This is a genomic window from Streptomyces sp. NRRL F-5755 (assembly GCF_001279365.1).
Lineage (GTDB): Bacteria > Actinomycetota > Actinomycetes > Streptomycetales > Streptomycetaceae > Streptomyces > Streptomyces rimosus.
Window position 1 is genome coordinate 1 of record NZ_LGCW01000303.1, and the last position, 21,231, is coordinate 21,231.

Consider the following 21,231-nt stretch of genomic DNA (forward strand, 5'->3'; position numbering starts at 1 on the left):
GCGTGGGGCCGGGGGGCGTGGGGCCGGGCGGGGAGGGGGCGGTCGCGGCCGGCGGGACCGTACCGACCAGCTGCATCTCCGCGACCGGCTCGCCCGTCTCCAGCACCCGGCGCAGCGCCGCCCGGAGCCGGTCCGCCTCGGCACGCGGCAGGAAGTCGTGCGGTCCGCCGCCGCGGTACTTGGCCGGGGGGCCGCCGAAGACGGTCGCGAAGCGCTCGTTGACGCGCCGGATCCGCAGATCCGTGTCGAAGAGCACGAACCCCATGGGAGATTGGCCGAAAACGGCCTGAGAGGCGGCTATATCCGTCTCGATGCCGCGCAGCGCACGGACGTCGACAACCAGACAGACCGCGGCGCGCTCACCGTCCGCGGTCTCGGACGGCATCACATAGATCTCGGCCAGCCGCTGCCGCCCCGGCTCCCCCGTCTCCTCGTCCGTCTCGCGCGTGCGGTAGGGGACCAGGCCGGTCCACTCCCGGCCGTCGAGGATCTGCGACACCGTACGGCGGGCCTGTTCGTGCAGCTCATGGGGGACGAACGCGGACACCGGGTCCTTGCCGACGGCGTACCGGGCGGAGATGCCGAGCATCTCGGCGGCGCGCTCGCTCCACCGGTCGATGCGGCCGTCGGGGCCGAGCGAGAAGGAGGCGACGCGGATGTAGTCGTAGATGGAGCCGGGCGGGCTGCTCTGCCATATCGGCGGGCCTTCCGGGCCCTCGGGCCCCGCCGGCCGCGCCGGGCCGTCCGTACCGCCCGGCCCGGCCGGCTGCGCGGGTCCTGCCCCGCCAGATGACTTCTCGCTCACGAGCCCCGTCCCCTCCAGCTCATCGTGCCCGGACCGGACGAGCCGAGTATCCAGCACCGCGGCCATCCGGAACACGGTCTTCACGATCACAGCACAGTCTCGATCGCAGGCCGTCCACAGAATGTCAATGAAACGGCAACGATCAGGCCGCCACCAGACTCCTAACCCGCCACAGACAGCTCGAACCACACTGTTTTACCCGTCCTGCCGTGCCGGGTGCCCCAGCGCCGCGAGGTGCACGCCACCAGTTGCAGTCCCCGGCCCCCCTCGTCCTCGGGGGCCGCGGCGCGCTCCTGCGGCGGGTCGGGCACCGGGTCGGACACCTCGACGAGGAGATCGCCCCCGCTCTTGAGGACCATACGCACCCCGATGGGCCCGCTGGCGTAGCGCAGGGAGTTGGTCACCAGCTCGCTGACGAGCAGAACGGTCAGGTCCGCCGCGGAGTCCAGCCCCCAGTCCCGGAGTGTCCCGCGGACCACGGCGCGGGCGGTGCGCACGGAGCCGGGTTCGGCCGGGAAGCTCCATTCCGCGATGGGGGACCCGGAGATCACACCGCGCCGGGGCGCGTAGGACGCGGACTCGGGGGCCCCTGCCGCTGCGCTGTCGCTCACGCCGATCACTTCCCAGCCCGGTGCGAACACCCTCCGGATTGTCCGTGATGAGGGGGTAAACAGCACATACCCGATATCAGGGTCGCAATATCGCCCTCAACAGCGCACTGTGGCACAAACGGCGTACTGAGGCAGACGAGGGCTCGCCCCGTACGCCTCGTACGGGGCGGGGCAATCCAGGGCGCCACCCACGGCGGCAGGCCCGCCCCAGACCCCGCGGCAGCCCCGTACGAGGGACCCGCGTCGGTCCGATGATCGGCCCGTATGGGGGAAGGGCGAGATCGGGGGTGACCGGGGGCGGGGCGGCGCACCTGGCGGCACGGGGCGCTCTCAGCTCCCTGCCGCGTACGCGTTCCCGCTCAGGCGTCGCATCGCCTCGGCGACCGCCGGGCGGTCCTGGTCGAGCCAGTCGACCTCGTGCTCCTGTTCCGGCGCCAGCCAGCGCAGCGCGTCGTGGTCCTGGAGGGGCCGGGGTTCGCCGGACACCAGCCGGGCCGTCCACACCCGCAGGACGAGCCCGGGGCGCAGCGCCCACTCCCCCGGAATCCGCTCCACCGGTTCCGCCTCGATCCCCAGCTCCTCGCGGAGTTCGCGCGTCAGCGCCTCCTCGGGCGTCTCGCCGGGCTCCACCTTGCCGCCGGGCAGCTCCCAGCGGCCGGCCAGCGCGGCCGGGGCACTGCGCCGCGCGGCCAGCAGCCTGCCTCCGTCGAGCACCGCCGCGCCCACCACCACACGCACGTCCGTCATGCGCGGCAGCCTACGTCCCCCTGATGCCGCCCCCGCACGTCAGGTGGTGGCGTGGTTCACCCGCTCCACGACGTAGAGCCGCCCGTGACTGCGGGTGTCGAGCCGGTCGGCCACCTGCTCCGCTTCCGCGCGGGTGGCGTAGCGGCCGACGCGATAGCGGTTGCCGCCCTCGTCCTGACGAATGACGAGCCAGGGCAGCACCGCGCCACTGTCGGTCATCGCGCCCCTCCGTCCGCCGTCCGGCGCGCCGTCGCGCGCCCCTTCAGATCTGATGCCGAAACCGCATACCGCATATGCCCGAGCCTACGCCCGACCTTTACGCACCGGATACGGCTTTGCACAAAGAGGTACCGAACCGGCCACCGGACAGCGCGTGCGCCCCCTCCGGCCACTCCCGGCCGGTGCGGGGACGCTGTTGCCCTCGTACGCGAACGGGCGCCGCCGGCGGCTCCTGCCACCGACGACGCCCGTCGACTGCGCTTCACAAGGGTCGCGGGGGCGGTCCGGCGGTTACGCCGCGCAGCCCTCCGAGCGGCCCTGTCAGGCGGTCCCCGCCTCGCACTTGGCGTCGGACTTCGCACCGTCCGCTGCCGGCTTTCCGGCCGCCTCGGCCTCCGCCAGCGACTCCGCCTCGGCCTGGACCAGCGACGGGTTGCGCCAGGAGCTGCGGACGCCCCAGACGTAGAAGAGCAGGCCGATCACCGCGACCACGAGGATGTCCCAGCCCGCCGGCAGGTAGCCCTTGCCGCCGAACTCCTCGCCACCCATGTACGAGACGCACGCCATGACCAGCAGGTACGCCACCATCCAGGCGCCCGCCTTCAGGTGCGGCTTCAGCTCGGCCCACGGCTTGCGCAGCTCGTACCAGGCCCAGACCGGCAGACCGACCGCCATGATCAGGATGACCTTGCCGGTGAGCGGCCAGCGGCCCCAGTACAGGACGAGCGAGCCGAAGACCATCGCGATGGGCGCGACGACCGGCATGATCTTCAGCTTCACCGGCCGCTTGAGGTCGGGCGCGAGCCGGCGCAGCGACATCACCGCGACCGGGCCGGTGATGTACGAGATGACGGTGGCCACCGAGACGATCTCGGCGAGCGAGCCCCAGCCGCGGAAGACCGCGAGGAAGAGGAAGGCGATGAACAGGTTGAGGATCAGCGCCGGACGCGGCACCCCGGTCTTCTTGTCGACCCGGCCGAAGATCTTCGGCAGGTGGCCGTTCTCCTGCACGCCGTGGATCATCCGCGAGGTGGTCGCGGCGTAGATCATGCCGGTACCGGACGGGGAGACGAAGGCGTCCGCGTACAGCAGCAGCGCCAGCCAGTTCAGGCCCCAGGCGACGGCGAGGTCGGCGAGCGGCGAGTTGTAGCCGAGGTGCGCCCAGCCGCCGACGGACTCCAGCTTGCCGCCGGGGACGGCCATCAGGAAGGCGACCTGGAGCGCCACGTAGATGACGAGCGCGATGATGATCGAGTAGACGACGGCCTTGGGCAGCGACTTGCCCGGGTTGCGCGCCTCACCCGCCATGTTCAGCGGCGACTGGAAGCCGTTGTAGGCCCAGACGATGCCGGACAGGGCGACGGCCGAGAAGACCGCGCTCCAGCCGTTCGGCGTGAAGCCGCCGTGCTCCTTGATGTTGGCGGTGTCGAAGTGCGCCAGCATCAGCGCGCCGGCGGTCAGCACCGGCACCACGACCTTGAAGATCGTGATCGCGGTGTTGGTCTTCGCGAAGAGCGAGATCGCGAACCAGTTGAGGAAGAAGTAGAAGATCAGCAGGACGCTGGCCAGCGCGACACCGGTGCCGGTCAGCTCCTTGCCGTCGTAGAGCGCCTTGGTCCACCCGAAGTCCCAGGAGCTCATGTACTGGACGGAGGCGGTCGCCTCCCCGGGTATGACGGAGACGATCGCGATCCAGTTGGCCCAGGCCGCGAGGTAGCCGGCCAGCGAGCCGTGCGAGTACTGGCCGTAGCGGACCATGCCGCCCGCCTTCGGGAACATCGAGCCCAGCTCGGTGTAGGTGAGGGCGATCGTGAGCGCGACGGCCGCGCCGATGACCCAGGCGAGGATGGCGGCGGGACCGGCGATGGAAGCGGCCCGCTCGGCCCCGAAGAGCCAGCCGGAACCGATGATCGACCCAAGACCCGTGGCGGTCAGGGCAATGGTCCCGAGGGACCGTCGGTAATTCGAGTGGGAGCCCTGCTCCGCGCTCTGGGTCTGCGTCGTGCTCAACGTGCTTGGTCTCCTGATCTTCCCCCGTGCCGTGCACAAACTTCGCCATCGTAAGAGCGAATTGGAAGATCGGATTCCCAAGCGGGGTCAAAACTCGGGTCTGGCTGAAGGTGTGTGAGGTTTCCAACACCACAATTGCCTGGGCAAATCCAGACATACCAGCTTTTAGGGGGTGACTACTTGCGGGTTACGCGTCAGTACGCAACGTGCGATCTTGCGTTTGGCATCGCCGAAATTGGTATGAGGGAACGGGTTTCGGCCATTGATGGGGTGGGAAGGAGGCGCTGAATGCGGCGGGAGGGACGCCCATCGGCACCCCGCCGGGCGCTCCGGCATGCCCCGGCCCCTGACGCGCCGGCTAATGCACCGGCAAGTGGTACGCGACCCGATGGCGGTCGGCGAGCGTGACGACGTCGGCGGTCTCCACCGGGCGGCCGCCCGCGAAATACGTACGCGAGATGACCAGCACCGCGTGGCCCGGCACCCCGCCCAGCGCCATGGCCTCCTCGGCCAGGCCGGGGCGCGCTCCGACCTCCTCGACGACGTTGTCCACGATCACGTCGATGGCCGCCATCCGCTCGACCACGCCGCGCCCGGCCAGCGGCCCCTCCTCGGGCAGCATCACCGGGGTGCGCCCCGTCAGGTCCAGCGGCTCCCAGGAGGTCGAGAGCATGGACGGCTCACCCTCCGCGCGGAAGAGATAGCGCGTGCGCATCACCCGGTCGCCCACCTGGATGCGCAGCCGGGACGCGACGGCCGGGCCGGCCTCCTCCCGCTCGCTGCTGGACTCCCAGGTGCCCTTCACCCGCTCGTCGGCCTGCTCCTGCCGGAAGGGCGTGGCGCCGACGCCGGTGCGGTAGCCCGCGCGGGCGATACGGCGCGGGACGGGCTGCTCCCGTACGTACGTCCCGGAGCCGGAGCGGCCCTCGACCAGGCCCTCGGCCATCAGGACCTTGCGGGCCTCCAGGGCGACGGTGTCGGAGACGCCGTACTCCTCGCGGATGCGCGCCTGGGAGGGGAGGCGGGTGTGCGGGGGCAGCACACCTTCGACGATCTTCTGGCGCAGGTCGCCGGCGACGCGGAGGTACGCGGGCTGCTCACCGAAAGGCACATGCCCCTCCCAACAGCTTGACAGTCAGCAACAGCGTGGCAACCGCGCGTTGTTGACCGCAAGCCTGGGCCAGTAATTCACTCGAAGTGATGAAGCCCAGCTCAACCGAGGTGCCGATCATGGAACTTGGCCGCCTCACGACGCGTGTTCCCGGCGGTCCGGCGCGGCCGTACGTTTCGTGCGAAAGTCGGTACGACACGTCGTGCGACAGTCGGTACGACACGCCCCGCGCGCCGACCGGCGCCCGAGCGGTACGGGAAGGAGCCCACCGTGCCCGACGCCCCCCACACCGGCACCGGACGGCCCGCCGCCCCTCCCCTCTCCCCCGTGCCGGAGGACTGGCAGCGCGCCCTCGCCGTCGTCGCCCACCCCGACGACCTCGAATACGGCGCGGCCGCCGCCGTGGCCGAGTGGACGGCGGCCGGCCGCGAGGTCACCTACCTCCTGGTCACGCGCGGTGAGGCGGGGATCGACGGGCTCGGCCCCCAGGAGTGCGCCGCGGTCCGCGAGGCGGAGCAGCGGGCGAGCGCCGCCGTGGTCGGCGTACGGACGGTGGAGTTCCTGGACGGGCACCAGGACGGCGTCATCGAGGCCGGACTGCCGCTGCGGCGCGACCTGTCGGCCGCCGTCCGCCGGCACCGCCCGGAACTGCTGATCACCCTCAACCACCACGACACCTGGGGCGGGGTGGCCTGGAACACGCCCGACCACCGGGTGGTGGGCCGCGCCGCCCTGGACGCCGCGGGCGACGCGGGCAACCGCTGGATCTTCCCCGACCTGATCGCCGAGCAGGGACTCGACCCCTGGGACGGGGTCCGGTGGGTGGCGGTGGCCGGATCCCCGTACCCCACCCACGCGAAGGAGGTCGGCCCCGGGATCGAGCGGGCCGTCGCCTCCCTGGCCGAGCACCGCGCGTACATCACCGGCCTGGAAGGCGCCGGCCAGGACCCGGCCGCCTACGCCCGCGGCTTCCTGGAGCCCATGCTGCGCGCGGCAGGCGACCAGTACCGCGGCACCCCCGCCACCCTCTTCCAGCTCTACCCCCGCTGAGGCGGGGCTCCCCGCTCCCCTGCTCCCACGCGCCGGACGAAATCGGCCACCAAATCAGCGACCTCCCGCGGCCGCTCCAGCACCATGGCATGCGTCGCGTCCACCCCCGCCACCTCGACCCATGCCTCGCTCCGCGCCAGCTCGTCCAACTCCGCGTGCAATCCCTTCACATACGCCGCCATCAATTCATCCACCCATGGCATACCGGGCGTAGAAGGATTCGGCCGCAGCGCCCGAGCGATCAGCAACGGCCGCCGCACCCGCCGATAGAGCCCGAACAAATCAATCCCCGCCATCGCCTCCTGCATTCCGAGCCCCGCCACCCGCTCGGGCCGCAGATAGACCTCCCCCTCCGCATTCCGTGCCGCTCCCCTCCGCACCCCCGCCTCCAGCAGCTCCCGCGAAATCCCCAACTTCTCTGCCATGGCGGCGTTATAGGCCAGTACGCCGTCCAGACCGCCTTCCGGCAACGGCCGCCCCATGGCCGCGTCGGCGAATGCCCGGGCTTCCGCCAACCGCTGTTCCACGTAACCCCGGTCCAATCCCACGTACTGCTCGGGCCGCCCCATCCCATGCCCGTCCAGATTCACCGCGCCGGGCGTACGGTCCAGCTCTTCCAAACACCGGGCCGCGACCATCCCACCCAACGAATGCCCCACCACTACGGCATCCGGAATTCCACAGCCCTCCAGCACGGCCGCCACATCCGCAACCGCTCCCTCGAACGTCCAAGGCCCGTCCCCGCCCCCGGACTTCCCATGCCCCCGCAGGTCCATCGCCACCACCCGATGCCCCGCGGCCAGCAACGGCGCCACGAGCTCCCAGTCCACCAGGTTCCGCCCGGCCCCGTGCAGAAGCAGCAGGGGCATCCCGGCCCCGCCGTGATCGCGTACGGCGATCTCCACACCATCCGGCGCGACAACCCGAATGTCCTCAATGTCATGCGCAGCAGTCATGCGCCCACGCTAGGCCGCCGAATTCACCCCAAGATCATCCGCAGGGACGTAGATTTCCTTCGCCTGCGAGACCCATAATGGACTTACGCCACGCGGCGAAGCGCCCTCACCCAGTGGAACGACACGCAGATGTTCGGCATCGAGAACTACAGCCCACGCTGGCTGAACGGCATCGCCGACACCCGCGCAACGCACGCACAACGCCTGCGGACGCTCATCGGCCGCCCGCTGACGCGGCTGTGGCTCGTCTGGGACACCCAGCACGACGAGTGGTTCAGCGACTGCCCCGTACTTCTCGACTTCGACGGCGAGCAGGTCGAGATCAACCACTACAAGTTCCACGACCTGTCGATCACCTGGAACTCCGTGGACCCCCGAGTTCCTCTGCAGTGGCCGGTTTTCCCCACCCAGTGGCGCCACGACGCAACACCGCAGACGGCCGGCCTCCAAGGACAGCCGCTCCAGGACATCGAGCTCCTGGCCTGGCAAGGCCGCGACATGGCCCAGGGAATGGTCGCCGTCGGTTTCCTCTTCCCGTCGGGCCGCATAACCGTCTACAACGCCCTCGACGAGAACGGCCTGGCCTTCACCGAACCGGAGCCCGAGCACCGTCGCCACTCGCTTGCAACGAGCTCATGAGAAACCGCGACCGACACGGAACCAGCACCATGACGGCCCTGATCCACGTACCTCGATAAAGGGGCTGTCGCCCGGTAAGGACCTCGTGGCCTGGGTCTTGCCTAGCCACTGCGGTCGGGCCATGACCGGACTGCCCGGCTGGATGCCCCCACCGCACGCCGAAGGCTGGTTCGCGGACGACCTGGACCACCTGCCCGAGACACCACGTCGCACCGAGCTCATCGACGGAGCACTCGTTTTCAGGCCGCCGCCCCGGCGGTCCTGGCACAGCCGTCTCGTCACCATGCTCACAGTCACCCTCATGGACCAAGCGCCTGACGGCATACATGTCGGTCGCGAGATGACCATCAAGCTCGACCAACGCAACCGGCCCGAGCCGGACCTGCTGGCGACCACGGCCGCTTTCGACAGCGACCGCACCTGGTTCGCCCCGGACGAAGTGCGTCTCGTCGTCGAGGTCGTGTCCCCCGAGTCCGCCCACCGGGACCGCACCATCAAGCTCCGCAAATACGCCGAGGCCGGCATCCCGCACTACTGGTGCATCGAGGACGAAGACGGTTCGCCCGTCGTCCACGCCTACGAGCTCGACCGTCCCACCCGCGCCTACGCACCCGCCGGCATCTTCCGAGGCTCACTCCGGCGCCCCGTACCCTTCGCAATCAGCCTCGACCTGGACGGTCTCGTACCGGCTCGGCGCCGGGACTGAAGAGCACGCCTAAGGGCCGGTCCCGAACTTGGGTTCTAGGAGTCGTCGCAACACCCCAGCTCAAGGGGTGCGATGGACTTCAAGATCCGAGGGGACCGGACGCCGCAGGGCCCCAGGAAGCTGTCACGGGAGCGGGAGGCATACTCCCGGCTCGTGCAGCAGGGATACAGCAACACCGAGGCGTGCCGAATCGTCGGCGTCGATGCGCAGACCGGCCGGAAGTGGCGCAACGGCCGCAGTGCCGGCCGGCGGCAGAAGGCGGCACCACCGATTCACCTGGTGGTGCCGCCTTCCGGCCCGCCCCGATTCCTGCGTGAGGACGAGCGGATTCACATCGCCGACCGGTTGCGGGAGAAGGCCACGGTGCGGGCGATCGCCGCGGAGCCGGGCCGCAGCCCGTCCACGGTCAGCCGTGAGATCCGCCGCAACCGTCACCCCGGAAGCGGGGCCTGCCGCCCGCATGCCGCCCAGGCCCGCGCCGATGCCCGCCGGCCCCGCCCCAAGCCCCGCAAGATCCTGAGGAATCCCGAGCTGCGGGCCACCGTCCAGACGATGCTGGACGAAAAGTGGAGCCCGGAGCAGATATGCCACGCTCTGCGGACACGATTCCCTGACCGGCCGGAGATGCACGTGGTCCACGAGGCCGTCTACCAGGCGCTCTACGTCCAGGGCAGGGGCCGGCTGCGGCGTGAGCTCGCCGGTGCCCTGCGTTCCGGCCGTGCCCGGCGCAGGCCGCAGCGGCAGGCCAACTGTCGCCAGCCCCGCTTCACGACACCGAGGGTCATGATCAGCGAACGCCCCGCCGAGACCGAGGACCGGGCCGTGCCCGGTCACGGGTCGAGCATCACCATCTACTCTCGCCCCAACTGCCACCTGCTTCGCGGCGATGGTGCAGCTTCGATGAGCATGAGCCAGTCGGTGACGGGTGCACAGGGCCCGGCGACAATCACTCAGTCTATGTGCAACTGATCTCCATCCACTTCCGAAGTCTTGGCCGGAGCCGGATGCCCTGAGGTCTTGGACGCGTCTCCCTCCAGCGCATACGCGAGCGCGAGCGCAATCCGTTCGATCCAGTTGAGGGCGTCCGTGACATCAGCCTCGCCAATCTGGCGGCGTTGCTTGAGGTCGCCGTCGATCAGGTCCGCGTCGTGTGCGATCTGGTTGCGGCGGCGGAGCAACAGGACGTACTGGCCGCGCAGCCGTTTCTCGTCGTATGAAGTGCGGTACTGGCTCCACCGGTTTACCCACTTCGCCGCCTCCCGCCACACTTTGACGTCGGTGACGAGCGACATCACCTTTGCGATGGCGTCCGGGTTCTGCAAAGTCTGGCGGGCGATGTCCTGGCGCACCCGCTCCGCGACCACCTCGGCCGTGGTCGTTTCGCCCTGCTGCACCCTCTCCACGCAGTGCAGCGGCAACGGGTAGTCACGGAGCTTCCGCGGCATGTCCGGGTCGTCCTTGGCAGCTTCCTCAGCGACCCGGCGCAGCACCTCTTCCTGCACCCAGTGTTCGAGAGCGGCAATGGACTGCACCCAGGCGGCCCGGTAGAAATCTCCGGTGTCGATGCCCTTGGGGCTGAGCACCTCCAGCGCCTGCCCGGCTCGCACCATCTGGCGTGCGTACGACAGGTTCGTGACGAACGACTCGAACTGGCGGGTCTGGGGGTGTGCGATGGCCATGCATACCTCTGTGCGGCGCGTGGAAGGACGGGGAACATCGGGACGTGGACTCCTGATGTTCCCTGTACCGTACAGAGGTCGGTCAAGGGCTGCGCGAATCACGGTCGATTTGTGGCTCAATCCGATCGATTCGGCTCCGGACTCGGCCCTTCACTCCCTTACGGCAGGATTCTGGAGCTCTCCGCGGTACGGAGTTGGCCAGCCTCACGGCTAGGCATCTGTCCAGCTGGTGGAGCTCGCCCGCACCTGCCGTATGGTCCGCGAGCATCACCTCAGGGTTCCTCAACAGGCGGGCGAGCGACCATGGCCAGTTGCAGGGCCATTTGCTGGCTGGTCAACCGCGAGGCCAGGTCACCGCCGGAGTCGGAGACGACGTACCGGGATTTGCCGTCGGCGCTGCACCAGGGGAGGTGGCGGGGTTGGCCGAGAGGTGTCCGCCGTTGTGGCTGTCGCGACTGCTCCGTAACCGGCCCGATGCATCGTAGAGACCGTTCCGGCGAAGGGAACCTTCGGGATCGCCGTCCTGAAGGAACAGCCGGCAGCGGCCGCACGGGAACGCCGGAGGGCCATAACGTACTTGGCATTGCGGCCCTCCGGCGCGGTGATGACGAACCTTCCGGCCGCCGTCAGGCCTCTTCCGCCTCCGGTACGTCCACATCCGCGCCCAAGGACTTCGCGATGGCAGTGAACTCGGCGAGGGCAGACTGAAGATCGCGCACGATCTCCTCGGCGATGACCTCCGGCTCCAGGTCGCTGTCCGCATCCTCCAGCGCGGGGTCCTTCATCCAGGTGATGTCGAGGTTGACCTTGTCGCGCGCCGTCAATTCCTCGTACGTATATGGCTTCCAGCGGCCGTTTTCGTCCTCGTCGGCGACCCGGGCGGAAATCGGCTCGCCCGCCTTGTACTTGGCGACGAAGTCGTCGAGGTGGGGGCGGGTCAGCGGGCGCTGCTTCATGGTGAAGTGCTGGCCGGTGCGGAAGTCGTAGACCCAGGTGACGGTGGTGTGCGGTTTGCCGTCGGCGCGCGGGGGCTTCTTGTCGAAGAAGAGGACGTTGGCCTTGACGCCGCCGGCGTAGAAGATGCCGGTCGGCAGACGCAGGATCGTGTGCAGGTCGAACTCGTCCAACAGCTTGCGTCGGACCTTCTCGCCCGCGCCGCCCTCGAAGAGGACGTTGTCCGGCAGGACGACGGCCGCCCGGCCATTCACGGCAGTCAGCGACATGATGTGCTGGAGGAAGTTGAGCTGCTTGTTGGTCGTGGTGGCAGTGAAGTCGTCGCGGTCGTACTGGACGTCCTCCTTCTCCAGGTCGCCGTCCTGGCCGATCACGGTGATCGCGGACTTGCGCCCGAAGGGCGGGTTGGCGAGGACGAGTGAGGCGTGCCGACCGCTCGGCTTCTCGGCCAGTGCGTCGCCGACGTCAATCAGGCTCGGGCCGTCGCTCTTGCCGATGCCATGGAGAAGCATATTCATAGCGGCGAGGCGGGCGGTACCGGTGACCAGCTCGTTGCCCCAGATCTTGCGGCCGCTGTCATATGCCTTGCGGGCCTCAAGGTCCATGTCCTTGATGTGATGCCGAGTGATGTACGTGTGCGCGGCGATCAGGAACCCACCGGTGCCGCAGGCGGGGTCGGTGATGGTGTCGTCCGGACCGGGCCGGGTCACATCCACCATCGCGTCGATGAGCGCGCGCGGCGTGAAGTACTGGCCGGCGCCGGTCTTGGTATCGGACGCTCCCTTGGCGAGCAGCCCCTCGTACGCGTCGCCCTTGAGGTCAGTGCCAGTGACCGTCCACTCCTCGCGGCCGATCAGCTCGACGACAAGCTTTTCGAGCAACGCGGGCTTGGTGATCCGGTTCTGCGCATCTGCGAAGATCGTGCCGATGGTGGTGTGGGGCTTGCGACCCAGGTGCTCCAGGATGGAACGGTAGTGGAGTTCGAGCTCTTTCCCGCGCTTGCTGACGAGTGACTTCCAGTTGTACTCCTTCGGCACGATGCCGCTGAGGTCACGGCCGTCCCACGGGTCGCTCTCGATCTCGTCGACCATCTTCAGGAAGAGCAGGTACGAGAGCTGCTCGACGTACTCGATGGTCGACATGCCGTTGTCGCGAAGAACGTTGCAGTAGTTCCAGAGCTTGGCGACCAGAGTGTTGGTCTGCGCAGCAGCCTTCTTGGACTTGGGCGTCTCGGTAAGCGGGACACCTTCGGCGGAGGGAGTGGCTGCGTCGTCTGTAGCGGGGGCGGTCACTGGAAGAGCTCCTGCTGAACGGTGGTGATGGGGGCGGGGGTTGGGTCGGGGGCGGCGGCCTCGGTCGCCTTAGCCGTGGCGGCCGTCTTGCGGGGGCGCGCGGCGCGCTTGGCTTTGGCGGGTTTGACGGCGCCGCGCTCGGCGGCGATTCGGGCGAGGAGGGTGGCGGCAGGTTCGTCGGCGGGGTCCTGTGGGAGCAACTTGCCCACGAACGCCTTCTTCAGGATCTTCGACCTGAGAACTTCCGCACGGCGGAGTGTCCGGTCAAGTTCACTCCCCAAAACAGCAGCCCGGTCCACCGATGCCGTGACGCTCGCAGCGATACCAGCTTGTTCCCGCTTCGGCGCAATTGGAATCTCAACCTCAAGGAGCTGACGTTGAGAGATGTTGCGCATCGAATCCTTACTGCCTGTCGCCTGTGCAGAGATCTGCCTCCTGACATACGGGGAAGAGAGCACGGAAATCAGCCAACCCCTGTCCACCCCATCTGCCGGAATGAGGCGCAGGCTCTTGTCGCTCAGGAGCAACTTGTTTCGGATGTCCCCGACAATTACGGGTGCGCCCACATACTTAGGAGTGTTGGCCCTGCTGACCAAGATGTCTCCCGGCTTGACCTCATAGCGCTCGTCGATCTCGCGCCCCACGGGGACAGCTTTCTGCTCTCCCTCTCGAAACTCACCCCAAGTCATGGCACTGACCTTGATTACTCCCCACTCATGGGGAAGGGCCGGTCTGGCCTCGCACCTGAACGATTTCCCTGCCTCGATCCGCTCCAGCACCTGACCAATCGTTCCCCAGTGCCATCCAGACGGAAGTTCCCTGCCCGCGGCCGAACCAATTCCCGTGTTACGCAGCGCGCCGATCAGCCCGGGGAGGCGTTGGCGGCCCGAGTGGGTGGACGCAACGGCTACGTCGAGCCGGGAGAGCTGTTCTTCGAGGGCCTCGACGATGCGGTGCTGTTCGGCCAGCGGGGGTACCGGGACCCTGACGCGCTTGAGTGAAGCGCCCGAGATTCCCGCTTGCCCAGCGGACGTTTTGACCTCGCCTCGAACTTGTTCACGTACACGCGGTGAAGCCCACGCGTAGACCAGGAACCGGGAGTCCATGACTTGCTGTGAGACGCGCACTCGAATCAGCTTGTCTGGATACGCAAGTTCAGGTGCACCGTCGGGAACCCTGGCCCCCGCGCCAACATATTCAGGGTTTCCGTTGTACCGAGTGAACAGCAAGTCGCCGGGCATCACATCGCCCGCCTGATCCTGCACTTCCTGCCAGTCCAACCCCGTGTACCGCAAGTCGTCCAGGCTTAGCCGCATCGGCCGGACCGCACCGATCCGAAGAATCGGCGTACCGTTCGGCTCCGTACCAGGCCGTGATACGTACATCCCGTTCTTGACGGACGTAGCGATCTCCCCGAGCTCCGCCCAGACCCATCCTTCCGGCAACCCACCCACAACCATACTCAAGCCAATTCCTGATTCAGCTCGTCCAGCAGTTCCAGCGCCCGGTTCTTGTCACCGAAAGCATTCGCGAAGCCACGGCCGCCACCCTTCGCCGAGAAGGGGAGGTGGCTGAAGTCCTCGCGTTCCATGCCCACGTCCACTGCGATGGCATCCTTGATGCGGTGAAGCCACCACAGCTGGTCCTCGGTGAATTCGACGCCCGCCTGATCCTGCCGTAGCAGCCAGCCCTCGAAGCGCTCCTCGACCACCGTACGGTAAGGGCGGAGTTCGTCGTCTGCGCCGAGCGTGTAGCGGACGAGGTTCATGAGGTCGCCGAGGCCGGCCGTTTTCGACAGGGATTCCGACGCCTTGCCGAGCAGGTCGTAGTGGTCCCATATGACCTTCGGGGTCCAGGTCCGCTTGGTGGCCTTGATGGTGGCGAGCAGCTCGCGAAGATGTGCCCGTGCCTCCTGCGGGCGGACCCGCGATCCGCTGCCGAGGATCACCTGGAGTGCGATCGCCTCCGCCGCCTGCTCGTCGCGCCGACGATTGTCCAGCAACTGGCGCCACTCGGCGAGTTCCTTCTCCGCGCGTTCTTCTCGCGGGACCTCCGTCAGCCGTATCCCGACCTCGGTCGTCGCGTCGTACGTCAGGTCGTGCTGCTGCTTGATGCCGACGATCAGCTTGCGGAGCTCCGGGTGCGTGGTCAGGACCTCGACCGCGTCCTGGACGAGACGCCGGGCCTGGTCCGCGCCGCCCTCCCGGTACGCCCGATCCTGGGTGTCGACGTCCACCGCGTCGGAGATCCGGCGGACCAGCTCGCCGAGTGGGACGCCGCCCGATGCCTGCTTGATCTGCTCACGCTCCTCTTCGGTGAGCTTGCGGTCCAGGCGGGCCAGACGACGGCCGAGCGTCTCGGCCTGTTCGGCGGTGAGGGAGCGGCTGCCCGCCTTGTCCATGAGCTTATCCGTGCTGAGGGCACCGGTGTCCGGCGGCAACATCGGCCGGGTGTCGACCAGCGGCGACGCGGTGACGCCCACCGCGTCGACCAGGACGAAACGGTCCTTGGCGAGGTCGGCCGCCGCCTCCGGCGTCACCGCCTTCAGCTCGTCGGCGTCGATCGTGCGGGAGCCGCGCCCCTTCATCTGTTCGAAGAGCACGGGGCTGCGTACGGCCCGTAGGAATATCACGCACTCCAGGGCCCGTACGTCTGTCCCCGTAGCGATCATGTCGACCGTGACGGCGACCCGGAGCAGCGGCGAGTTCCGCAGGTCGTTGACGAGCTGCTCGGGGTCGTCGCCCTTGTCCCGGGACCGGTAGGTGATCTTCTTGGCGAAGGCGTCACCGCGTCCGAAGACCTCCTTGACCTGCTTCAGAACCTCGTCGGCGTGGTCGTCGCTCGCCGCGAAGACAAGGGTCTTGGGCAGTTCGGCACGGCCAGGGAACCAACGCTGCCAGTTGTTCTTGTACGAGGTGAGCACGGCCCTGATCTCGTCCTCGGTGATCACCGTGCGGCCGATCTGGCCGACCGTGTACGTGAAGTCCTCGTCCAGCTCCTCGTATCGCTGGGCACGGGTTTTGCGGTCACGGATACGGACCGTCGTGCCCTTGTCGATCTTCGCACCGCCCGCTTCCCGTACCGAAGTGTCCATGGTGACCACGTCGAAGTCGACGTTGACGCCGTCGGCGACAGCCTGCTCGTAGGTGTACTCGGAGACCAGGTTGTTGTCGAAGAAGCCTTTGGTCTGGCGGGTGGGGGTGGCGGTGAGGCCGACCAGGTGGGCGTCGAAGTAGTCGAGAACGCCGCGCCACAGGCCGTAGATGGAGCGATGGCACTCGTCGATGACGATCACGTCGAAGGACTCGATGGGGACATCCGCGTTGTACTCGACGGTGACCGGGCGGTCGGTCATGTAGTTCTCGTCGAGGGTGGAGGAGTCCTCGCGGTCCTGGGCCTCGGTCGTGTCCTCCAGGGGATCGCCCTTGAGGAGGGAGTACATGCGCTGGATGGTGGAGACGACCACGGCGGAGGTCTCCTGGAGGCCGGTCCGGCCGAGGGTGTCGACGTTGTAAAGGTCGGTGAACTTACGGTTCTCGTCCGGGGCACGGTATTTATCGAACTCGGCCTTGGCCTGACGGCCAAGGTTGTTGCGGTCGACGAGAAAGAGGATGCGGCCCGCACCTGCGTGCTTGAGGAGCCGGTACGCCTCGGTGACGGCGGTATAGGTCTTGCCCGCGCCGGTGGCCATCTGAATCAGAGCGCGCGGCTTGTCCTGGCCGAGGGACTGCTCAAGGCCGATGATCGCTTCCTCCTGCGCCGCGCGGAGGTCATGGGTCTCCAGGACCGGGAGCCCGGTACGCAGCGCGGCGCGGAAGGTCGGAGTGTCCGGGTGATCGGTGGCCCGCTTCATCCAGGCGGCGAAGGTCTCGGGCCGGTGGAAGGCGAAGACCGGGCGGGAACGGGCGTAGGGGTCGAGGAGGTTGATGAAGAATGTCTCCGCGCCGGTGGTGGCGTAGCGGAAGGGGAACGGTTCCTGCTCGCGCCAGACCGCCAGGGAGTGCTCCTTGAGGACACCGGCCGCGTACCGCTCGTTCTGGGCGAGGGCCCCGGCCAGGGCGGTGCCCTCACGCTTGGCTTCGATGACGCCGACGATCATGCCGTCTATGTAGAGGACGTAATCGGCGCGGCCGGTGGCCAGGGTGAACTCACGGACCGCGACGCCCTGGGAGGCGAGCGGGTTGAGATTGGCCTTGTCCTGGACGGTCCAGCCGGCCGCAGTAAGCATTTCGTCGATACGGACGCGAGCCTGCACCTCGTTGAGCGGCTCGGGCCGCTGTGCACGGGCGACGATCGCCTCGCGGGCGGCGGCGGCGACCGGGCGGGGCTTCAGCCGCTCCTGGTTGTAACGATTCCGCTGTTCGCTCCTGAGCCGCTCGATCTCCTCCCGATAGCTCGCGGCCAGTGCTTCCGACTCAGCGCGGGCCTGCTCGGCGGCCGCGGTCAGTTTCTCGGCCTCCTCCCGGCCGCGCTGCTCGGCCTCCAGGCGGTCGCCGACCTCGCCGAGGCGGGTACGGGACTCGGCGAGGGTGCGCTGGTAGTGGCCGAGCGCCTCGCGGAGCTCCTCGAGCTCGGCGGGACCGGCCGCCACGTCCCTCGGCAGCCGCGGCGGTACGAACGCGGAGATTTCGCGGACACCGTCGATCGCGCGGGAGAAGAACTGCCCGAGCTGGAAGCAGAGTTCGACAGCCTTGAGAGCCTTGCTGGTGTCGAAGAGATGGTTGTGCGCGGCGTCGTTCCGCCCCCGGCGGAGGGTGTCGAAGGCGTCCCGGGTGCGGCCCGGCAGCAGACCAGCCCGCTGGAGCCCAGCGAGCCGGTCGACCTGGCGGGCCCCTTCGATCCGCACCCCTGCCCGTTGGACCAACTCCTCGGCGAGCACCTCTCCGAACTGGCCGGACGCCACATACGAGACGTTGGGATTGGTAAAGACCGACTGTTCGGCCTGGGAACCATAGATCGCGAGTAGAGGCTGCATCGCATAGAGCCGCCCGAAGTTGGGAGACCTTCGGGCAGCTGCCTTCAGCTGCTCCGGGACTTGCTCACGACGCTGTGCCCGCCCGCTCATACGTTGCCGCTCCTCGACCAGGCCGCATCCGGCCCTCACCTGTGACAAGACCTCTCACTCTACGTCTGACCGGGTACTCCTCTCGGGCAAATGAATCGATCACATTGTCCAACCCTCGATGGAGCCGCAAAAGGGGCCTGTCTCGGCTTGACAGACCCCTCCTGACCTGCGCCTTACAGGACGCCGGTTTAGTTCGATATTCAATTAAACATTGAAGCGGAATTCGACGACGTCGCCATCCTGCATGATGTAGTCCTTGCCTTCCATACGCGCCTTCCCCGCAGCCCGAGCCTCGGCAACCGACCCCGTTTCCACCAGGTCGTCGAACGAGATGACCTCGGCCTTGATGAACCCCTTCTGGAAGTCGGTGTGAATGACACCGGCCGCCTCAGGAGCCGTAGCCCCCTTCTTGATGGTCCAGGCGCGAGTTTCCTTGGGGCCGGCCGTGAGATAGGTCTGCAGGCCGAGGGTGTTGAAGCCGACGTGGGCGAGGGTGGCGAGGCCGGGTTCTTCCTGGCCTACGGACTGGAGGAGTTCGAGGGCTTCGGACTCGTCGAGTTCGGCGAGGTCGGCTTCCAGTTTGGCGTTGAGGAAGATGGCCTCGGCGGGGGCCACGAGGGCGCGCTGTTCCTTCTTGAAGTCCTCGTCGGTCAGCTCGTCCTCGTCGACGTTGAAGACGTAGAGGAAGGGCTTGGTGGTGAGGAGGTGGAGGTCGTGGAGGAGTTCCGAGCGCTCGGAGCCCTGGACGATGCCCTGCGAGAAGAGGGTGTCGCCCTTCTCCAGGATGGCCTTGGCCTCCTCGACGGCCTTGACCTTCGGGGCCACGTCCTTCTTGATGCGCGACTCCTTCTGGAGGCGCGGCAGGACCTTTTCGATGGTCTGGAGGTCGGCGAGGATCAGCTCGGTGTTGATGGTCTCGATGTCGTCCCTGGGCGAGACCTTGCCGTCGACGTGGACGACGTTCTCGTCCTTGAAGGCGCGGATGACCTGGCAGATCGCGTCGGACTCGCGGATGTTCGCCAGGAACTTGTTGCCCAGGCCCTCGCCCTCGGAGGCGCCGCGGACGATGCCGGCGATGTCGACGAAGTCGACGGTGGCCGGGAGGATCTTCTGGGAGTCGAAGATCTCGGCCAGCTTGGCCAGGCGCGGGTCGGGGACGCCGACGACGCCGACGTTGGGCTCGATGGTGGCGAACGGGTAGTTGGCCGCCAGCACGTCGTTCTTGGTCAGGGCGTTGAACATGGTCGACTTGCCGACATTCGGCAGACCGACGATTCCGATCGTGAGCGACACGGTGGCGACTTCCCGGAGAGGATGCGGGTGGACTGGGCAACGGTGCGTACGGCCCGCTGCGGGGCCGGGACGGCCGTAAGGGGTGCGGTCCATGGAGGACCGGTCGTCCAGTCTACGGGGCGGGGGAAGGGCGCCGGGCGGCGGAGGTGGAGGCGGCCGGACGGGGCAGGGGGACGGCCGGGTACTGCGGCGCAGGGCTCCCTCTGCGTACGCGGCGTCCCGCCCAACGGGTGATTTGTACGCCGAATGGTCCGGTCAGGTCAGTCAAAACGCGTGTCCTGTAACCGATTGATCCCACTTGGCGGCCTACCGTTGCCGAGTGGAGCAACACAGAGCGCGCAGCCCTCAGCACAGTCCGCCCCGGACCGTCCGTCCGGCAGCGGGCCAGGACGCACGGCTTCCCCGTCCCGCGGAGGCCGTGCCGCCGAACGCTCCGGAGGCCCGGGGCGCGGCAGGCACCCCAGGAGCCCCGCGGGCCCCGGGTGCCCCACGCGCGCCGGGCGCGGCGGGGCCCGGCGGCGAGACGTCGACCGTCTACCGCGTGCGGGCCCGCCGGCGCGGCCCGCTGGCCCCGCTGGCGGCGGCGGCAGCGCGGCTGCCGTCGCCGCGGCTCACCGGCCTGGGCTGCGGCCTGCTCGGCACCTTCGTCCTGTTCGCCTTCGCCTTCTTCGACCACCTGCTGTTCGGGGATGCGCCGACGGCGTACGGGGTCTTCTTCGTCGTGGTCGGCGTGTGCACCGGGCTGTGGGTACGGCCGTACGACCTGATCACGGCCCCGATCGCGCTGCCGATCATGTTCACCCTCGGCACCGTCCCGATCAGCCACAACACGGGCGGGTTCGCCGGGCTGCTGATGGGCGTCTTCACGGTGCTGGCGACGCAGGCGGGCTGGCTGTTCGCGGGGACGCTGGCCTGCGCGCTGATCGTTGTCGTACGCAAGGCGGCGGCCATCGCGCGGCGGCAGGCCGAGCGGCACGCGCAGCGGCAGGTGGCGCGGGCGCAGAGCCGGGAGCCGGCGAAGGGCGGGAACGCGAGCGGCGCGGCCGGGCGGGCCTCCGGGCAGGCGCCGGACCCGCCGTCCGGCCGTTGGCAGCGAAGGCGCGGGCAGGCGGACGAGGGGCCGGGGCCCGGGCAGCGGCCGGGACTGGCCCAGGGGGCGCATCACCCCCGTAGCCCCGGGCCGCGTGCGGGCCAGGTCAGGGATCGGCCGGCCAGCCGACCTGCGACGTAGGGCCGTCGGAGGACGGGTCGGAAGCGGGGGCGGCCAGCGGGCCGGCGGACGCGCCCGCGCCGGCCGGGGCCGCCGTTCCGTCCCGGTCCGCGGCCGCGGCCGCCATCGCCGCGCCCACGATGCCCGCGCTGTTCTGGAGCTGCGCGGGCACGATCTCCGCCCGGATGCCCTCGATCAGCGGCAGGAACTTCGCCGCCTTGCGGCTGACGCCGCCGCCGATCACGAACAGCCGGGGCGAGAAGAGCATCTCCACGTGGGCGAGGTACTTCTGTACGCGGTGCGCCCAGTCCGGCCAGCTCAGGTCCTCGTCGTCCTTGACCTTGGTGGACGCCCGCTTCTCGGCGTCGTGGCCGTGCAGCTCCAGGTGGCCCAGCTCGGTGTTGGGGACCAGCTCGCCGTCGGTGAAGACGGCGCTGCCGATGCCGGTGCCGAAGGTGAGCACGATGACCGTGCCCCGGCGGTCGCGGCCCGCGCCGAACCGCATCTCGGCCAGCCCCGCCGCGTCCGCGTCGTTCAGGACGGTGACCGGGCAGCCCCCGGTCTCGTCACCGAGGCGGCCGGCCAGCAGCGCGGCGGCGTTCCGGTCGATCCACCCCTTGTCGACATTGGCCGCCGTACGGGTGACGCCGTCCGTCACCACGCCGGGGAACGTCGCGCCGACCGGCCCCGACCAGCCGAAATGGTCCACGACCTGCTTGACGCAGTCCGCGACCGCGTCCGGGGTGGCCGGATGCGGGGTCAGTACCTTGAACCGCTCTTCCGCCAGGTCGCCGCGCTCCAGGTCCACCGGAGCGCCCTTGATGCCCGACCCGCCGATGTCCACACCAAAGACCTTCATGCCTAGAGGCTAGGCGCCGGGCGGC

General features: G+C 68.7%; 17 protein-coding genes and 1 pseudogene. 5 read left to right on the plus strand and 13 right to left on the minus strand.

Going from position 1 to position 21,231, the window contains the following annotated elements:
* The 6 genes from ADK86_RS34055 to ADK86_RS34080 all read right to left on the minus strand — a co-directional run.
* Positions 1 to 895: PAS domain-containing protein (locus tag ADK86_RS34055; protein ID WP_159394023.1), on the minus strand; the 895-nt coding region annotated here is incomplete at its 3' end.
* A 71-nt stretch (positions 896 to 966) separates the two neighbouring features.
* Positions 967 to 1,425 (minus strand): ATP-binding protein, encoded by a 459-nt coding sequence (locus ADK86_RS34060; RefSeq protein ID WP_053700112.1) that lies wholly within the window; start codon positions 1,423 to 1,425, stop codon positions 967 to 969.
* A 321-nt stretch (positions 1,426 to 1,746) separates the two neighbouring features.
* A complete protein-coding gene (locus ADK86_RS34065) occupies positions 1,747 to 2,163 on the minus strand; it encodes a (deoxy)nucleoside triphosphate pyrophosphohydrolase (RefSeq protein WP_199834526.1) in 417 nt (138 codons plus the stop codon).
* Positions 2,164 to 2,202: 39 nt separating this feature from the next.
* Positions 2,203 to 2,382 carry an SPOR domain-containing protein gene (locus ADK86_RS34070; RefSeq protein ID WP_003982322.1) on the minus strand — a complete coding sequence of 60 codons (180 nt, stop codon included), beginning with the start codon at positions 2,380 to 2,382 and terminating at the stop codon, positions 2,203 to 2,205.
* 321 nt (positions 2,383 to 2,703) lie between these two features.
* Positions 2,704 to 4,392, minus strand: a complete 1,689-nt coding sequence (locus tag ADK86_RS34075; RefSeq protein ID WP_053700092.1) for an APC family permease — start codon at positions 4,390 to 4,392, stop codon at positions 2,704 to 2,706.
* Positions 4,393 to 4,750: 358 nt separating this feature from the next.
* Positions 4,751 to 5,503, minus strand: a complete 753-nt coding sequence (locus ADK86_RS34080; RefSeq protein ID WP_003982324.1) for a GntR family transcriptional regulator — start codon at positions 5,501 to 5,503, stop codon at positions 4,751 to 4,753.
* A 270-nt stretch (positions 5,504 to 5,773) separates the two neighbouring features.
* Between ADK86_RS34080 and ADK86_RS34085 the strand changes: the two genes are divergently transcribed.
* The gene (locus ADK86_RS34085; RefSeq protein ID WP_053700093.1) at positions 5,774 to 6,553 is read left to right on the plus strand and encodes a PIG-L deacetylase family protein; all 780 of its coding nucleotides are present in this window, start codon (positions 5,774 to 5,776) and stop codon (positions 6,551 to 6,553) included.
* Here ADK86_RS34085 and ADK86_RS34090 read toward each other — a convergent pair.
* On the minus strand, positions 6,541 to 7,509 hold the full coding sequence (locus tag ADK86_RS34090) for an alpha/beta fold hydrolase (RefSeq protein WP_053700094.1): 969 nt from the start codon (positions 7,507 to 7,509) through the stop codon (positions 6,541 to 6,543). The genes ADK86_RS34085 and ADK86_RS34090 overlap by 13 nt on opposite strands.
* Before the next feature lie 129 nt (positions 7,510 to 7,638).
* Here ADK86_RS34090 and ADK86_RS34095 point away from each other — a divergent pair, with 129 nt between their 5' ends.
* The 3 genes and pseudogenes from ADK86_RS34095 to ADK86_RS34105 form a co-directional block, all read left to right on the plus strand.
* Positions 7,639 to 8,148 (plus strand): hypothetical protein, encoded by a 510-nt coding sequence (locus ADK86_RS34095; RefSeq protein WP_053700095.1) that lies wholly within the window; start codon positions 7,639 to 7,641, stop codon positions 8,146 to 8,148.
* Between the two features lie 121 nt (positions 8,149 to 8,269).
* Positions 8,270 to 8,854: a Uma2 family endonuclease gene (locus ADK86_RS34100; protein ID WP_053700096.1), complete on the plus strand. Its 585-nt coding sequence runs from the start codon at positions 8,270 to 8,272 to the stop codon at positions 8,852 to 8,854.
* 72 nt (positions 8,855 to 8,926) lie between these two features.
* Positions 8,927 to 9,688 (plus strand): annotated as a pseudogene (locus ADK86_RS34105) (IS30 family transposase); the annotation flags it as partial.
* 116 nt (positions 9,689 to 9,804) lie between these two features.
* Here the strand turns inward: ADK86_RS34105 and ADK86_RS34110 are convergent.
* From ADK86_RS34110 to ychF, 5 genes are all read right to left on the minus strand, one after another.
* Entirely contained in the window at positions 9,805 to 10,533 is a 729-nt protein-coding gene (locus ADK86_RS34110) for a hypothetical protein (RefSeq protein ID WP_053700097.1), read from the minus strand.
* A 626-nt stretch (positions 10,534 to 11,159) separates the two neighbouring features.
* Positions 11,160 to 12,779, minus strand: a complete 1,620-nt coding sequence (locus tag ADK86_RS34115; RefSeq protein ID WP_267888826.1) for a type I restriction-modification system subunit M — start codon at positions 12,777 to 12,779, stop codon at positions 11,160 to 11,162.
* Positions 12,776 to 14,239 (minus strand): restriction endonuclease subunit S, encoded by a 1,464-nt coding sequence (locus tag ADK86_RS41730; RefSeq protein ID WP_078952443.1) that lies wholly within the window; start codon positions 14,237 to 14,239, stop codon positions 12,776 to 12,778. The genes ADK86_RS34115 and ADK86_RS41730 overlap by 4 nt, the downstream gene beginning before the upstream one ends.
* Positions 14,240 to 14,241: 2 nt before the next feature.
* Positions 14,242 to 17,754, minus strand: a complete 3,513-nt coding sequence (locus tag ADK86_RS34125; protein ID WP_053700099.1) for a DEAD/DEAH box helicase family protein — start codon at positions 17,752 to 17,754, stop codon at positions 14,242 to 14,244.
* A 294-nt stretch (positions 17,755 to 18,048) separates the two neighbouring features.
* On the minus strand, positions 18,049 to 19,137 hold the full coding sequence (gene ychF / locus ADK86_RS34130; RefSeq protein ID WP_053700100.1) for a redox-regulated ATPase YchF: 1,089 nt from the start codon (positions 19,135 to 19,137) through the stop codon (positions 18,049 to 18,051).
* 541 nt (positions 19,138 to 19,678) lie between these two features.
* Here ychF and ADK86_RS34135 point away from each other — a divergent pair.
* On the plus strand, positions 19,679 to 20,368 hold the full coding sequence (locus tag ADK86_RS34135; protein ID WP_063789152.1) for a DUF6542 domain-containing protein: 690 nt from the start codon (positions 19,679 to 19,681) through the stop codon (positions 20,366 to 20,368).
* On the opposite strand, the gene ppgK is transcribed toward ADK86_RS34135, so the two are convergent.
* Complete coding sequence (gene ppgK, locus ADK86_RS34140; RefSeq protein WP_078952444.1) at positions 20,334 to 21,206, minus strand: polyphosphate--glucose phosphotransferase; 873 nt, start codon at positions 21,204 to 21,206, stop codon at positions 20,334 to 20,336. The genes ADK86_RS34135 and ppgK overlap by 35 nt on opposite strands.
* Positions 21,207 to 21,231 lie beyond the last annotated feature (25 nt).

What these genes read in the sequence shown, in the direction of transcription:
- ADK86_RS34065 (WP_199834526.1), bottom strand. Translation starts at nt 2,163, where the DNA reads ATGACGGACGTGCGTGTGGTGGTGGGCGCGGCGGTGCTCGACGGAGGC.
- ADK86_RS34070 (WP_003982322.1), bottom strand. Translation starts at nt 2,382, where the DNA reads ATGACCGACAGTGGCGCGGTGCTGCCCTGGCTCGTCATTCGTCAGGAC.
- ADK86_RS34090 (WP_053700094.1), bottom strand. Translation starts at nt 7,509, where the DNA reads ATGACTGCTGCGCATGACATTGAGGACATTCGGGTTGTCGCGCCGGAT.
- ADK86_RS34095 (WP_053700095.1), top strand. Translation starts at nt 7,639, where the DNA reads ATGTTCGGCATCGAGAACTACAGCCCACGCTGGCTGAACGGCATCGCC.
- ADK86_RS34100 (WP_053700096.1), top strand. Translation starts at nt 8,270, where the DNA reads ATGACCGGACTGCCCGGCTGGATGCCCCCACCGCACGCCGAAGGCTGG.
- ADK86_RS34110 (WP_053700097.1), bottom strand. Translation starts at nt 10,533, where the DNA reads ATGGCCATCGCACACCCCCAGACCCGCCAGTTCGAGTCGTTCGTCACG.
- ADK86_RS41730 (WP_078952443.1), bottom strand. Translation starts at nt 14,239, where the DNA reads ATGGTTGTGGGTGGGTTGCCGGAAGGATGGGTCTGGGCGGAGCTCGGG.
- ADK86_RS34125 (WP_053700099.1), bottom strand. Translation starts at nt 17,754, where the DNA reads ATGCAGCCTCTACTCGCGATCTATGGTTCCCAGGCCGAACAGTCGGTC.
- ppgK (WP_078952444.1), bottom strand. Translation starts at nt 21,206, where the DNA reads ATGAAGGTCTTTGGTGTGGACATCGGCGGGTCGGGCATCAAGGGCGCT.